This is a genomic window from Ferrovibrio terrae (assembly GCF_943371255.1).
Taxonomy (GTDB): Bacteria; Pseudomonadota; Alphaproteobacteria; order Ferrovibrionales; family Ferrovibrionaceae; genus Ferrovibrio; species Ferrovibrio terrae_B.
The window spans coordinates 1-13,824 of the sequence record NZ_CALRUC010000117.1 but is presented as its reverse complement, the minus strand read 5'-3'; the positions used below and the strand labels follow the sequence as shown (position 1 = coordinate 13,824).

The 13,824-nt window shown below is 65.0% G+C and carries 15 protein-coding genes and 1 pseudogene; 2 read left to right on the top strand and 14 right to left on the bottom strand.

The window, feature by feature from the left end:
- Positions 1 to 207, top strand: a pseudogene (locus tag AAG799_RS19160) (flavodoxin family protein); the annotation flags it as partial.
- A gap of 61 nt (positions 208 to 268) precedes the next feature.
- On the opposite strand, the gene AAG799_RS19155 reads toward AAG799_RS19160, so the two are convergent.
- The 8 genes from AAG799_RS19155 to purC all read right to left on the bottom strand — a co-directional run bounded on the left by AAG799_RS19155 (position 269) and on the right by purC (position 5,941).
- A complete protein-coding gene (locus AAG799_RS19155) occupies positions 269 to 673 on the bottom strand; it encodes a ketosteroid isomerase-related protein (protein ID WP_341898429.1) in 405 nt (134 codons plus the stop codon).
- Between the two features lie 32 nt (positions 674 to 705).
- A complete protein-coding gene (locus AAG799_RS19150) occupies positions 706 to 1,128 on the bottom strand; it encodes a VOC family protein (protein WP_341898428.1) in 423 nt (140 codons plus the stop codon).
- Positions 1,129 to 1,155: 27 nt separating this feature from the next.
- Positions 1,156 to 1,497, bottom strand: a complete 342-nt coding sequence (gene grxD / locus AAG799_RS19145) for a Grx4 family monothiol glutaredoxin (protein WP_341898427.1) — start codon at positions 1,495 to 1,497, stop codon at positions 1,156 to 1,158.
- Positions 1,498 to 1,520: 23 nt separating this feature from the next.
- On the bottom strand, positions 1,521 to 1,751 hold the full coding sequence (locus AAG799_RS19140; protein ID WP_341898425.1) for a BolA family transcriptional regulator: 231 nt from the start codon (positions 1,749 to 1,751) through the stop codon (positions 1,521 to 1,523).
- Between the two features lie 43 nt (positions 1,752 to 1,794).
- The gene (purL, locus tag AAG799_RS19135) at positions 1,795 to 3,948 is read right to left on the bottom strand and encodes a phosphoribosylformylglycinamidine synthase subunit PurL (protein ID WP_341898430.1); all 2,154 of its coding nucleotides are present in this window, start codon (positions 3,946 to 3,948) and stop codon (positions 1,795 to 1,797) included.
- A gap of 38 nt (positions 3,949 to 3,986) precedes the next feature.
- Positions 3,987 to 4,682: a phosphoribosylformylglycinamidine synthase subunit PurQ gene (gene purQ / locus AAG799_RS19130; RefSeq protein ID WP_341898424.1), complete on the bottom strand. Its 696-nt coding sequence runs from the start codon at positions 4,680 to 4,682 to the stop codon at positions 3,987 to 3,989.
- 156 nt (positions 4,683 to 4,838) lie between these two features.
- Positions 4,839 to 5,093 carry a phosphoribosylformylglycinamidine synthase subunit PurS gene (purS, locus tag AAG799_RS19125; protein WP_341898423.1) on the bottom strand — a complete coding sequence of 85 codons (255 nt, stop codon included), beginning with the start codon at positions 5,091 to 5,093 and terminating at the stop codon, positions 4,839 to 4,841.
- 83 nt (positions 5,094 to 5,176) lie between these two features.
- Positions 5,177 to 5,941 (bottom strand): phosphoribosylaminoimidazolesuccinocarboxamide synthase, encoded by a 765-nt coding sequence (purC, locus tag AAG799_RS19120; RefSeq protein ID WP_144067843.1) that lies wholly within the window; start codon positions 5,939 to 5,941, stop codon positions 5,177 to 5,179.
- 223 nt (positions 5,942 to 6,164) lie between these two features.
- On the opposite strand from purC, the gene AAG799_RS19115 reads away from it, so the two are divergent.
- A complete protein-coding gene (locus AAG799_RS19115) occupies positions 6,165 to 6,482 on the top strand; it encodes a DUF1476 domain-containing protein (protein ID WP_341898421.1) in 318 nt (105 codons plus the stop codon).
- 18 nt (positions 6,483 to 6,500) lie between these two features.
- Here AAG799_RS19115 and AAG799_RS19110 read toward each other — a convergent pair whose 3' ends face one another.
- The 6 genes from AAG799_RS19110 to otsB all read right to left on the bottom strand — a co-directional run.
- Positions 6,501 to 7,919, bottom strand: a complete 1,419-nt coding sequence (locus AAG799_RS19110; protein ID WP_341898419.1) for a multicopper oxidase family protein — start codon at positions 7,917 to 7,919, stop codon at positions 6,501 to 6,503.
- 25 nt (positions 7,920 to 7,944) lie between these two features.
- Positions 7,945 to 8,832: a DMT family transporter gene (locus tag AAG799_RS19105; RefSeq protein WP_341898417.1), complete on the bottom strand. Its 888-nt coding sequence runs from the start codon at positions 8,830 to 8,832 to the stop codon at positions 7,945 to 7,947.
- Positions 8,829 to 9,821 (bottom strand): bifunctional helix-turn-helix transcriptional regulator/GNAT family N-acetyltransferase, encoded by a 993-nt coding sequence (locus tag AAG799_RS19100; protein ID WP_341898415.1) that lies wholly within the window; start codon positions 9,819 to 9,821, stop codon positions 8,829 to 8,831. The genes AAG799_RS19105 and AAG799_RS19100 overlap by 4 nt, the downstream gene beginning before the upstream one ends.
- Before the next feature lie 51 nt (positions 9,822 to 9,872).
- On the bottom strand, positions 9,873 to 11,288 hold the full coding sequence (gene otsA / locus AAG799_RS19095; protein ID WP_341898413.1) for an alpha,alpha-trehalose-phosphate synthase (UDP-forming): 1,416 nt from the start codon (positions 11,286 to 11,288) through the stop codon (positions 9,873 to 9,875).
- Entirely contained in the window at positions 11,273 to 13,087 is a 1,815-nt protein-coding gene (locus AAG799_RS19090) for a glycoside hydrolase family 15 protein (protein WP_341898411.1), read from the bottom strand. The genes otsA and AAG799_RS19090 overlap by 16 nt, the downstream gene beginning before the upstream one ends.
- Positions 13,084 to 13,824 (bottom strand): trehalose-phosphatase (gene otsB, locus AAG799_RS19085; protein ID WP_341898409.1); only part of this gene is annotated, 741 nt, incomplete at its 5' end. The genes AAG799_RS19090 and otsB, both read right to left, overlap by 4 nt.

The following is a 13,824-nucleotide window of genomic DNA, read 5'->3' as shown; positions in this document are numbered from 1 at the left end:
CCGGGCAACAACAATTCCAAGGGCAGCGTCAACGACCTCAACCGCCTGGGCAGCTTCCTCGGCGCCATGGCGCAGTCGAATGCCGACGAAGGCGCCGACAAGGGCCCGATCCAGAGCGATCTCGACACCGCCGCGCATCTGGGCCAGCGCGTGGCAACGCTGACCAAGCAGCTGGCGGGTGCCAAACGCGAACTGGTGAATGCGTAAAGCCTGATCGCGGAACCGCCGGCTGCAACCAAGCGGCCGGCGGCTTCAGTCGCGCGCAGTGTCAGTCGCGGGCTGAGGCAGTCTCGCCCGGATAGGCATTGGAGACGCGCGCCACGCGGCCATCGCGGATCTCAAAAAATGCGCCGGCCGGGCGGCTATAGCGCTGGCCTTCCGCCTCGGGCAGGCCATCCTCGGTTTCGACATAGACGCCGAGCAGGGTGAATTCAGCCGCCGCCCGACTGCCATCGGGGCTGGTCATGACGAAGAGGTCGACGACCTTTTCCTCGTAGCAGCGTCCGGTGCGGCCGAGGAAGGCGCGGAAGGCGGCCTTGCCGCTTTCGCGCGCGCCCTGCTGGGTATCGTGCACCACATCCTCGGTCAGCAGGCGCAGAAAACCATCGACGTCGCGGGCATTGAGCGCGTCGTAGTAATCCTGGATCAGCTGGTTGGCGTCGGAATTGGTCATGATGCCGTCTCGCGCAATGCGGGCCGCCGCGGTCAGCCGGCCGCGCCGCCGCCCTTCAGCTCCACCATATTGCCTTCGGGATCGGAGAGATAGATCGAAAGGCCTTCGCCTTCGGCGCCGAAGCGATTGGCAGGCGCCTGTACATCCACGCCATGCGATTTGAGATGCGCGGCGATCGCGCTGTGGTCGAAACGGTCGATGCGCAGGCAGAGATGATCGACATTGCGCCGCGCCCGGTCTGGCGCCGCGTCGCCCGGCGTGGCCAGCGCGCCGTTGCGATCCATGATGTCGATCAGGATGGTGCCGGCGCGCAGATGCGTGAGACCGAGCTTTGGCTGCACGTGATCCACGCTGCAGCCCAGCACATCGCAGTAGAAAGCAATGAGGCGCTGCGGGTTATCCGCCCGCAGCACCACATGGTCGAGTCCGAGTATGGAAAAGGGGACGGCCGGCAAGCGCCAAACCTTCTTGCGCCCTGGCCCTCAGGCTTCCTGGTAGGCGACGCCCTTGTCGGCGAGATAGGTCTGCAGCTCGCCGTTCTGGTACATCTCCTTGACGATGTCACAGCCACCGACGAATTCGCCCTTCACGTAAAGCTGCGGGAAGGTCGGCCAGTCGGAGAAGTCCTTCAGATGGGTGCGGATCGCCGGGTCGGCCAGGATGTCGATGCCCTTGAACTTCAGGCCGAGGCGGGAAAGCACCTGCACGGTGACGGCGGAGAAGCCGCATTGCGGGAAGACCGGCGTGCCCTTCATGAACAGCACGACATCGTTGCCCGACAGCTCCTCACGGATGCGCTCGAAAGTCTGTTCCTTCTCGCTCATGGCGATCGTCCTCTGGTCGTAAGTTAAGGTGTCTGTGTGGTGAGCTGCAGGGCATGCAGCTGGCCGCCCATGCGGCCCTTGAGCGCAGCATAAACCATCTGGTGCTGCTGTACCCGGGTCTTGCCGGCAAAGGCCGCCGACACCACAGTGGCGGCATAATGGTCGCCGTCGCCGCGCAGGTCGTCGATGCGCACCTGGGCGTCAGGCAGCGCGTCCTTGATCATGCTCTCGATTTCGCTGGCGTCCATTGCCATCTGTCAGCGTCCTTCAGTTAACTCTTTTTGGGCCAGTTTCTCGTTACTTACCGGCCATGTAGCCCGGCAGCCAGCCCTCATGGGCCGACTTCAGTGCCGCCACCGATATGGTGCCGAGACCGGTAAAGGTCAACGCATCGCCGCCGGTGAGGCCGAGCTTGGCGACCGGGGCGCCGGCGGCCTCGGCAGCGGCGATCACGGCTTCGGCCTGTTCGGCCGGGCAGGTCAGCACATAACGGGCCTGATCCTCGCCGAACCCGATCTCGAAAGCGTCGCCGCTGGGCAGCTTCACCTCGGCGCCGAAGCCGGCCGCCATGGCCATTTCGGCCAGCGCGACCGCCAGGCCGCCATCCGCGCAGTCATGCACCGCCGAAACCATGCCCTTCAGGATCAGCATGCGCACGGCATCGCCGTTGGTGCGTTCGACCTTGAGATCGACCGGCGGCGGCGGGCCGGCTTCCTGGCCGCAGATATCGCGCAGGTAGACCGACTGGCCGAGATGGCCGTTGGTCTTGCCCAGCAGCAGGATGGCTTCGCCCGGCAGCTTGAAGGCCAGCGTCGCCATGGTGGCGACATCGTCGAGCACGCCGACGCCACCGATGGCCGGTGTGGGCAGGATGCCCTTGCCGTTGGTCTCGTTGTAGAGCGACACATTGCCCGAGACGACCGGATAGTCGAGCGCCAGGCAGGCCTCGCGGATGCCTTCGACGGCGCCGACGAACTGGCCCATGATATCGGGGCGTTCCGGATTGCCGAAATTCATGTTGTCGGTGATCGCCAGCGGACGCGCGCCGACGGCGGTGAGGTTGCGCCAGGTTTCGGCCACCGCCTGCTTGCCGCCTTCGACCGGATCGGCAAACACATAGCGCGGCGTGCAGTCGGTGGTCATCGCCAAGGCTTTTTTCGCATGACCCTCGACGCGCACCACGGCGGCATCGCCACCGGGGATTTGCGCGGTGTCGCCACGCACCAGGTGGTCATACTGTTCCCAGATCCAGCGGCGCGAGGCCATGTCCGGCGCGCCGATCAGCTTGCCGAGTGCCTCGACAAACGGCAGCGGATGATTGACGCGGCCGAGCGGCTTCTGCGGCGGGGTCTTCACCCACGGCCGGTCATATTCCGGCGACGCGGCCGCCAGCGGATCGATCGGCAGGTCGCCGACCTGTTCACCGTTGAAGTGCAGCACCATGCGGCCGGTATCGGTGAGATGGCCGATGACGGCGAAATCGAGTTCCCACTTCTTGAAGATCGCCTCGGCCTGCGGCTCGGAGCCCGGCTTGAGGATGATGAGCATGCGCTCCTGGCTTTCGGAGAGCATGAATTCAAACGGCGTCATGCCGGTCTCGCGCGCCGGCACCTTGTCGAGATCGATGACGATGCCCATGCCGCCCTTGGACGCCATCTCGAACGACGACGAGGTGAGGCCGGCGGCGCCCATATCCTGGATCGCCACGATGGCATCGGTGGCCATCAGCTCGAGACAGGCTTCAATAAGAAGCTTTTCGGTGAAGGGATCGCCGACCTGCACGGTCGGCCGCTTCTCTTCCGAGTCATCGGTGAATTCGGCGGACGCCATGGTGGCGCCATGGATGCCGTCGCGGCCGGTCTTGGAGCCGACATAGACGACCGGGTTGCCGAGACCGGCAGCGGCCGAATAGAAAATCTTGTCCTGCTTGGCCAGACCCACGGTCATCGCATTGACCAGGATGTTGCCGTTGTAGCTGGGGTGGAAATTCACCTCGCCGCCCACCGTGGGCACGCCGACGCAGTTGCCGTAGCCGCCGATGCCATGCACCACACCCGAGACCAGATGGCGGGTCTTGGCATGCTCGGGCGAACCGAAGCGCAGGGCATTGAGGTTGGCGATGGGCCGCGCCCCCATGGTGAAGACATCGCGCAGGATGCCGCCGACACCGGTGGCCGCACCCTGATAGGGCTCGATGAAGGAGGGATGGTTGTGGCTTTCCATCTTGAAGATGGCGGCATCGCCGTCGCCGATATCGATCACGCCGGCATTCTCGCCCGGGCCGCAGATCACCCACGGCGCCTTGGTCGGCAGGGTCTTGAGCCACTTCTTCGATGACTTGTAGGAGCAGTGCTCCGACCACATCACCGAGAAGATGCCGAGTTCGACAGTGTTGGGCACGCGGCCCATGATCTCCAGCACCAGATCGTATTCGGCCTTGCTCAGGCCCATCAGATCCTTGGGGTACTCGACCGCTTTCTTCACTTCACTCACGAGAGCGACTCCGCAATCGATTCAAACAGGCCGTAGCCATCCATGCCGCCGCAGACCGGGTCGGTGGCATTTTCCGGATGCGGCATCAGGCCGAGCACCGTCTTCTTCGCATTGTAGATACCGGCGATATTGCCGACCGACCCGTTCAGGTTGGTCTCCGGCGCCACCGTGCCGAGCGGGTCGGCATAGCGGAAGGCGATGCGGTCCTCGTCTTCGAGTTTCTTGATGCTGTCGGCATCCAGCGTGTAGTTGCCGTCGTGATGGGCGACCGGCACGCGGATGGTCTGGCCCTGGCGATATTTCTTCGTGAATTCGCTCGCCGTGGTCTCGATACGCAGGTTGACCTCCTTGCAGATGAACTGCAGGCCGGCATTGGTCATCAGCGCACCCGGCAGCAGCCCGGTTTCGCAGGCGATCTGGAACCCGTTGCACACCGCCAGCACGCGCACGCCGGCATCGGCGCGCTTCTTCACCTCGCGCATGATCGGCGAATTCGCCGCCATGGCGCCGCAGCGCAGATAGTCGCCGTAGGAAAACCCGCCGGGCAGCACGATCAGGTCGATGTCTTTCGGCAGGTCGCTGTCACCATGCCAGACATCCAGCGGCGCCTTGCCGCCATTGGCCTTGGTCAGCGCCATGCGCATGTCGCGCTCGCGGTTCGATCCGGGGAAGGTGATGAGGGCGGCTTTCATGTCAGCCTTTCACTCCTGAGAGATCACCAAAAAACACGCCGTCATGGCCGGGCTTGACCCGGCCATCCACGTGGCAGGATTCCGTCCAGAAACAAGACGTGGATGCCCGGATCAAGTCCGGGCATGACGATTTATGTTGAACGAGCATCACCTCGTTCAGCCCACCAGTTCGACCGAGTAATTCTCGATCACCATGTTGGCCAGCAGCTTCTGCGCCATGTCCTTCACGGCGGCCTCGATTTCGGCCTTGGGCTTCGACGCCAGCGCGCCGGTCAGCTCCAGCTCGATCAGCTTGCCCTGGCGCACTTCGCCGACATCGGCGAAGCCCAGCGAATGCAGCGCCTGGCCGATGGCGCGGCCCTGCGGATCGAGCACACCGTTCTTGAGGGAAACATGTACGCGGGCTTTCATCGTCTCTTCGATCCTTCTGAAAAAGCTGCGGCGGCCCTTGCTCTGGCCGCCGCGGTGTTCTCACGGCGCCTGGTGTGCGCCTGTTACTGCATGGTGTCGGGACCCTTGATGTCGCGCGGGCCGCCTTCGGGGAGAATCCCGAGCCGCCGCGCCACTTCCTGGTAGGCCTCGGCGACATTGCCGAGATCGCGGCGGAAGCGATCCTTGTCCATCTTCTCGTTGGTCTTCAGATCCCACAGACGGGCCGAGTCCGGGCTGATCTCGTCGGCCAGGATGATGCGCATCTCGTCATTCTGCCACCAGCGGCCGAATTCAAGCTTGAAGTCGACCAGGCGGATGCCGATGCCGAGGAACAGGCCCGAGAGGAAATCGTTGATGCGCAATGCCAGATGCATCAGCTCGTCGATTTCCTGCGGATTGGCCCAGCCGAAGCAGGTGATGTGTTCTTCCGAGACCAGCGGATCGCCCAGCTCGTCGTTCTTGTAATAGAACTCGACGATGGAGCGCGGCAGCATGGTGCCTTCGGCAACGCCAAGGCGCGTGGCCAGCGAGCCGGCGGCGACATTGCGCACGACGACCTCGAGCGGAATGATCTCGACTTCCTTGATCAGCTGCTCGCGCATGTTCAGCCGGCGCACGAAATGCGTCGGGATGCCGACCTCGCCGAGCCGGGTCATCAGATACTCGGAAATCCGGTTGTTCAGGACACCCTTGCCGGTGATGGTGCCCTTCTTCTTGTTATTGAACGCGGTCGCGTCGTCTTTGAAATACTGCACCAGAGTGCCCGGCTCGGGACCCTCGAAGAGGACCTTCGCCTTGCCCTCGTAAACCTGTCTGCGGCGCGTCATGGCACACCTGTCCGGCTGTAGGGAAAGCTCGCGCCCTAGATAGCGCAAGGGGCCTCGCGCCGCAATCCGCCCAAGACCACTTTCCGGCGGAAAACAGCCCCGGCTGGCGCAGTCTTATGGCGCGGTTTTCCGTCATAAATGTCAAACAGGCCGGAGACTTGCGGGCAGGGCCGCCGCACCCCTATATATCGGACACGTTGATCCAAGATTGCACGAGGCCCGGATGACCACCTTCGACGACCGCAAGGACGCCTTCGAGAAGAAGCATGCCCATGACGAAGAGCTTGCTTTCAAGGCCACCGCGCGGCGCAACAAGCTGCTGGGCCTGTGGATCGCCGAACAGATCGGCCTGAGCGGCGAGGCCGCCGATGCCTATGCCAAGGAGGTCGTGGCGGCCGATTTCGAGGAAGCCGGCGATGCCGACGTGATCCGCAAGGTGCAGGCCGACCTGAAGGCGAAGAATGTCGAGATTTCCGACCATCGCCTGGTCGCCAAGCTGGCCGAGCTGATGGACGTCGCCACGAAGCAGATTTCCGGCTAAATACCTGAAATTCCTTGACTAACTGACGCTGACGGTCGCCATCATCCCGGCGGCCTGATGCTCCAGGATATGACAGTGCAGCATCCAGTGGCCCGGATTGTCGGCCACCAGGGCGAGCTGCGCCTTCTCCTGCGGCTGCAGCAGCACGGTGTCGCGCCAGGGCCGGCCCGGCTGCGTCAGCACCCGGAAGACATGGCCATGCAGATGCAGCGGATGCGGCCATGAGGTGTCGTTGCTGACCTCGAACACATAGCTTTTGCCGCGCTTCAGCCGGAACAGCGGGCTGTGGCCCACGTGATCGGCATGATCCTTCCCAGAATGACTTTGGGCCTGGCCGTTCAGGCTCCAGGCCATGCGGTGCTGCTGGAAGGCCTGGCGCATGTCGAGCACCGGCCCGCCATCGACCTGCAATGCGTAAGGCACGCCCATGCCGCCGCCGAGCACCAGCGGCAGGCGTTCAGCAGTTTTCAGGTCGGCTTCGCGGACCGGATTGGCGGCCAGCCCTGGTATGGGGCGGACCGGCGATGCTTTCGCCGCTGTGTCTGCATAGGCCAGATCGGTGAGGCGGTGTTCGCGGCCCTGCGCATCGCGATCGAACACCGTGTAACGCGCCGCCGCATCGCCCGTCATGTCGACGATCAGGTCGGCCCGCATGCCGGGACCGATGGCGACGCGATCCTGCGGCCCGAGATGCAGCGGCGCATCGAGCGGATGGCCATCCAGCGCCACCAGCCAGGGCGCATGACCGGAAAAGCGCAGATCGAAAATGCGGGCATTCGCCGTGTTGACCAGCCGCAGCCGGATGCGCTCGCCGGCATTCACCGCAAAGGGCTGCGCCAGCCGGCCGTTCATCAGCGCGGTGTTGCCGAGCCGCCCGGCATGGCTGACATCCATCGGATGGTTGAAATCGGCAGTGACCTGCGCGGCTTTATCGAGCCGCAGATCGCTCAGGACCCAGGCGACATCGCGGTCGACTGCAGGCGGATTGGGTTCATCGACAATGAGCAGGCCGTAGAGGCCACGGCCGACCTGCTCCGGGTTGCCGGCATGCGGGTGATACCAGAAGGTGCCGGCATCCTGGCAGGTGAAGTCGTAGTTGAACTGCGCGCCGGGCTGCACCGGCTTCTGGGTCAGGCCCGGCACGCCATCCATCGCATTGGGCAGGCGGATGCCATGCCAGTGAATCGTGGTGTCCTGCTGCAGACCGTTGCGCAGCGCGACCTGCAGGCGGTCATGCTGTTTCACGCGCAACAGCGGGCCGGGCAGGCTGCCGTTATAGGCCCAGAGATTTGTCTCGGGCTGGCCCGGCACCACCGGAATGGCTGCGGGCGCCGGTGTCAGGGTGACGCTGGTGGTCGCCGCCGAAGCCGCTTTCGGCAAAGCGACAAAGGCAACGGCGGCAGACGCGGTGGAGAGAAAATCGCGGCGCGAGAGCATGACAATACTCTAGCACGATCACCGCTTACGGCGAGGCGGCATCCGGACGATGGGCCAGCCACAATCCCGTGAGCAGCACGGCAAGGCCGAGCAGCAGCGGGATGGTCAGCGGTTCGGCCAGCAGCCATGCGCCGAGCAGGGCCGCCGTCACCGGGCTCAGACCGAGAAACACCGTGACCCGCGTGGGCGAGGCATGGCGCAGCGCCCAGAGCCAGCCGAAATAGCCGATGCCGCTGCTGACGCCGATGAAGAGCACCGCCGCCCAGCCGGTGGCGCTGTAGCCCGCCCATTGCGTCCACACACCTTCCCATGTGGCAAGGATGGCGAGGAAGCCGACACTGGCCAGCATGGCAAACGCGCCGATGCTGAGCGTGGGATAGCGCTGCAGATACGGGCGGTACAGCACGCTGCACAGCGCGCCGCAGAAGGCGGCGAGCAGCACGATGGCTTCACCGATGAAGTGATCGGCACTGCCGGCATCGAACAGCTTTTCGCCCAGCGCCAGGGCGACGCCCAGCATGGTGAGCAGCACGCCGACGGTTTTCAGCAGCGTCAGCTTCTCGCGGCCGAGCGTGGCCGCGATCAGCATGGTCATCAGCGGGAAGCTGGCGAACAGCAGGGCGACACGCGCCGCCGTGATATAGGCGAGGCCGTAATTGAGCAGCGCGATCAGGATGCCGAACTGCACGATGCCAAGGGCTGCAATCGGAAAGACATCGCCGCGCGCGAACCGCAGCGGGATGTTCTGGATGTAGAGCACCGGCAGCAGGCAGAGCGCGCCGATGGCATAGCGGAACATCGCCAGCGTGGCCGGGCCGCTTTCACCCACCACATAGCGGGTGGCGACCAGCGCCAGGCCGACCTGCACGCCGACAGCGGCGGCCACCGCGACCGGGCGCCAATCATTGCTCACAGTTTCAGATCCCAGGTCTCGCCGACCAGCGTCTGGCCGAAGCTGTGATGGGTTTCGCTTTTCACCAGCTGGAAGCCGGCCTTCACATAGATGGCACGCGCCGCCGTCAGCACGCTGTTGGTCCACAATGTGATCTTGCGATAGCCTTTTTCACGGGCGAAATCGATGCAGGCCTGCACCAGCGCCTTGCCGACGCCGAGGCCGCGCGCCTTCGGATCGACCAGCAGCACGCGCAGCTTGGCCACGGTGGCGGATTTGCGGATCAGCAAAACGCAGCCGACCCGGGTGCCATCGGGCAGTTCGGCGATCCAGGCGCGCTCGCAGGCGGGATCGAAATCGCGCAGGAACTGCATGCCGACCTCGGCGGCCAGCGCCTCGAAGCTGCTGTCGAAGCCATATTCCTGCGCATACAGCGCGCCATGGCACTGGATCATCCAGCCGATATCGCCGGGCTGGTGCGGCCGCAGGGTGAAGGACGGCTCGGCTTTTGCCGTCTCGCCCAGCAAGCGGGCAATGGTTTCCATCGCGCCGATCAGCTGGCCGCGCTCGTCCGACGGCAGCCTGTGCAGCAGCGGACGCAGCACGCGGCGCGACACCTCTTCCTGTGGCGCGAAAGCCTTGCGGCCGGCAGCGGTCAGCGTCAGCAGGCTCTGGCGTGCGTCTTCCCGGGCAGACTTGCGCGCCACCAGGCCCTGCTTCTCGAAGCCGCGCAGCATGCGGCTGATATAGCCGGCATCGAGGCCGAGATCGCGCACCAGATCAGACGCGGTGACGCGGTCGCGATGGGCGATCTCGTAGAGCACGCGGGTTTCGGTGAGCGAAAACGGATCATAGAGCCGGCTGCCTTCGAGCAGGCCGATCTTGTGGGTGTAGAAGCGGTTGAAGCGACGCATCGCCTCGACCTGGGCCTCGACCTGCACAGCCACGGCCGCATCAGCGGCGGGCGCAGGTCCAGGACGCGGCTTGGCACGGGTGGCGGATCTCGGCATGGCGTTCTCTCCCATGCCGATCATGCCGGATTACTTGACTAAGTCAACTATCTAGCCGGCGGCTTCCAGCATCTGCGGCCCGCCTTCAGCCTGCAGGGCGGCCAGATAGGTTTCGCGCCAATGGGCGATGGTGTTGACGTTCAGCACCGCCATCATCGACTCCCAGCGCTGCCGGCGTTCCTCCAGCGGCATGACCAGCGCGCGGTGCAGCGCATCGGAAATATGCTCGGTGTCATACGGGTTGACGATCAGCGCGCCTTTCATCTCGCGCGCCGCGCCGGCAAAGCGCGACAGCACCAGCACGCCGGGATCGGCGGCGTCCTGGGATGCGACATATTCCTTGGCCACCAGGTTCATGCCATCGCGCAGCGGCGTGACCAGGCCCACTTTTGCATGACGATAAAAGCCGGCCAGTGAGTTGCGCGCAAAGGCGCGGTTGAGATAGCGCACCGGCACCCAGTCGAATTCGGCGAATTTGCCGTTGATGCGGCCGGTGAGGCCATCGAGTTCGTTGCGCAGCTTGCGGTACTGCGCCACCTCGCCGCGCGAGATCGGCGCGATCTGCATGAAGGTGACCTTGCCGTGATGTTCGGGCCGGCTGCCAAGCAGATGATGGAAGGCCTCGAAACGCTGCGGGATGCCCTTGGAATAATCCAGCCGGTCGACGCCGATCACCAGGCTGCGGCCGACCAGGCTTTCGCTCAGGCGCTGGGTCTCGTCGCTGCCGGCCTCGGCCGCGGCGAGGCTGGCGAATTCCGCCGTGTCGATGCCGATGGGAAACGCGCCGGCCCGCAGGTCGCGGCCGAAGGCGGAGATGCGCACATCCTCGCTGCCGGCATTGCCCAGCACGGTGCCATCGGATTCATGCAGGATGTATTCGGTGAGCGCGCGCACGTCGCCGCGGGTCTGGAAACCGACCAGATCATAGGCGCAGAGATCGCGCACCAGCCGGTCATGCCCCGGCAGGGCGGCCAGCACTTCGGGCGCCGGAAACGGGATATGCAGGAAGAAACCGATGCGGTTCTGCACGCCGCGGCGGCGCAGCTCGGCTGCCAGCGGGATGAAGTGGTAGTCATGCACCCAGATGATGTCGTCGGATTTCAGCTGCGCCACCAGCTGTTCGGCGAAGCGGGCATTGACGGCGAGATAGCTTTCCCAGGCCGAGCGGCGGAAATCGATCAGGCCGAGGCGATAGTGACACAGCGGCCAGAGGATGCCGTTGGAGAAATCGAGATAGAAGCCCTTGTGCTCCTCGGGCGACAGATCGAGCACGGCATAATCGATGCGGCCCTGGCGGATGCGGCGCGGCGCGGGATCGGGATTTTCCGACACCTCGCCGCTCCAGCCATACCACAGGCCGCCATGCTGGCCGAGCGACTCGCGCAGGGCCACCGCCAGGCCGCCGGCGCGGCTGAGGCGTTCGCGCGGCATCGCCACGCGGTTGGAAACGATTACGAGCCGCGCCAAAACGCTTCCTCCCAGCTTTTGGACAGTCGCATCGCGCAAACGATCAAACCAACCATCGAATAGGTCTGTGGGAAATTTCCCCATAGCTCACCTGTGCCTGTATCAATGTCTTCCGACAGCAGCCCGAGATGGTTGCGTGATGCCAGCAACCCTTCGAACATCACCCGCGCCTCGTCGCGCCGGCCGGTGGCGGCCAAGGCATCGACATACCAGAAGGTGCAGATCGAAAAGGCGTTATGCGGCAGGCCGAAATCATCGGGGGCCACATAGCGCATCAGATGGCTGCCGCGCTTCAGCCTGGCACCGATGGCATCCACGGTGCCGAGGAAACGCGGATCGTCGGCACCGACGAAGCCGATTTCCTGCAGCAGCAGCAGCGAGGCATCCAGCTCCGCCCCATCGAAACTTTCGACGAAACTGTTCAGTTCCGCATTCCAGGCATGGTCGAGGATCGCCTTGCGGATGCGGTCGGCATGATCGCGCCAGTAGCCGACCCGCGACTCCAGCCCGAGCAGGCCGGCGATCTTACTGAGCCGGCGGCAGGCAGCCCAGCACATGGCGGCGGAATGGGTATGCACCCGGGCGCGGCCGCGGAATTCCCACAGGCCGGCATCCTCGGTCAGCGCCAGCTGGGCGGCTTTCTCGCCGAGGCCTTCAAGCTGCTCGAACAGGGCGATATCGCCGCGGCGCGGCAGGCGGCGGTCGAAGAACATCTGCGCCACAGCGAGCACGATGGAGCCGTAGGTGTCGTTCTGCCGCTGGGCGAAGGCGGCATTGCCGCGCCGCACCGGCCCCATGCCGCGATAGCCGGCCAGACCCGGCAGGGTGACTTCCTCCAGCGATGCCGCCGGGTCGAGACCATAGACCGGCTGTAATTCGCTGTCGGGATTGAGCGCCACCGTGGTGGTGATGTAGCGCAGGAAATCTTCCATGGTCTTGGTGGCGCCCAGGCGATTGAGCGCCTGCACGACGAAATAGGCATCGCGCATCCAGCAGAAGCGGTAGTCCCAGGTGCGCGGCGTGTCGGCCGCTTCGGGGATCGAGGTGGTGAGCGCCGCCAGGATCGCGCCGGTTTCCTCATAGGCGCAGAGTTTAAGCGTGATGGCGGCGCGGATCACCGCCTCCTGCCATTCGAACGGCACCGAGAGATAGCGCACCCATTCGATCCAGTATTCGATGGTGCGTTCCTGGAATTCGCGCGCCATATGGGTGAGCGAGGCCGTGAAGCTTTCATCGGGGCCCAGCACCAGGGTCATCGGATGGGTGAGTGCGAATTCACTTTCGGCATCGACGAAGGCAATCGGCGCATCAGTGGTGAGCCGCAGCGCCGCGCCCGGCGCGGTGAAGCGGATGTGATTGGAGCCCAGCGTGCGGCTGGGCCGCGTCATGCCGTAATCAAACAGCGGGCGCACGCGCAGGCGCACCACCGGTGTGCCACTCAGGGGCTCGATACGGCGGATCAGCATGGCCGGGCGATAGGTGCGGTCATACTGCTTGAAGCGCGGGCAGAAATCGGTGATGCGGATGCTGGCGCCGTGGGCATCGGTCAGCGTGGTGACCAGCACGGCGGTGTTCTCGATGTAATGCTGCGCCGTCTGCTGCAGGCCGCGCAGCTCGATGCTGAAGGCTCCTTCGCCCTCGATCTTCGGTGACAGCAGGTCGCAGAAGACCGGATCGCCATCCAGCCGCGGCGCGCAATGCCAGACGATGCGCCCGGCGCGATCGATGAGTGCGGCGATCACCGAATTGCCGATGATGCCCAGATCCAGCGAAGACCGCTCAAGTGAGGCGCGCGTCATGCCGCACCGTCAGCCTGCGCGGCAAAGGCCGCCAGCCAGTCGCGCACCTGGGCCGGCGTGGCAAAGCCCGGCCGCTGCGGCTGCCGCAGGGCCAGCGCGCCGACCGGCAGGGCAATGCCGCCACGGGCCTCCACCGCCCGGAAGCCATCCTCATCGGTGCGGTCGTCGCCGACAAAGACGGCGACGCGATCCGCAAAGGCCGGCTGCTGCAGGAAGCGTTCGACCGCCGTGCCCTTGGACTGCCGGGCATCCTTGATCTCCCAGACAGATTTGCCGGGCAGCAGCATCAGGCCCTGCAGGCCGGCAATGGCCTGTGCCAGCCGGCTGCCGATCTCGGGGCCAAGCGCCTGCGCCTTGCGATAATGCACGGCGAGCGCATGGCTCTTGCGTTCCACCACGATGCCGGGATGCAGGCCGGCGAGCCTGGCCGCAGTTTCATGCAGGCCCTGCGGCAGCGGCTGTTCGGCAATCGCCTGCGCCGCCGCGCCAGGCACCGGCCGCCATTCGCTGCCATGCTGGCCGCTGGCGGCAAGCCGCAGCGGATCGAACAGGCGATCGATCTCGGCAATGGTGCGGCCCGAGACCAGCGCCAGTGCGCCCTCCAGGTGTTTCTCGATGGCCTGCAGATGCCTGCGCAACGACCCGGGCACCGCGACGCGATCGGGCGTCTCGGCGATATCGAGCAGGGTGCCGTCGATATCGAGGAACAGCGCCCAGTTCGCTTGCGGCAATGGCGG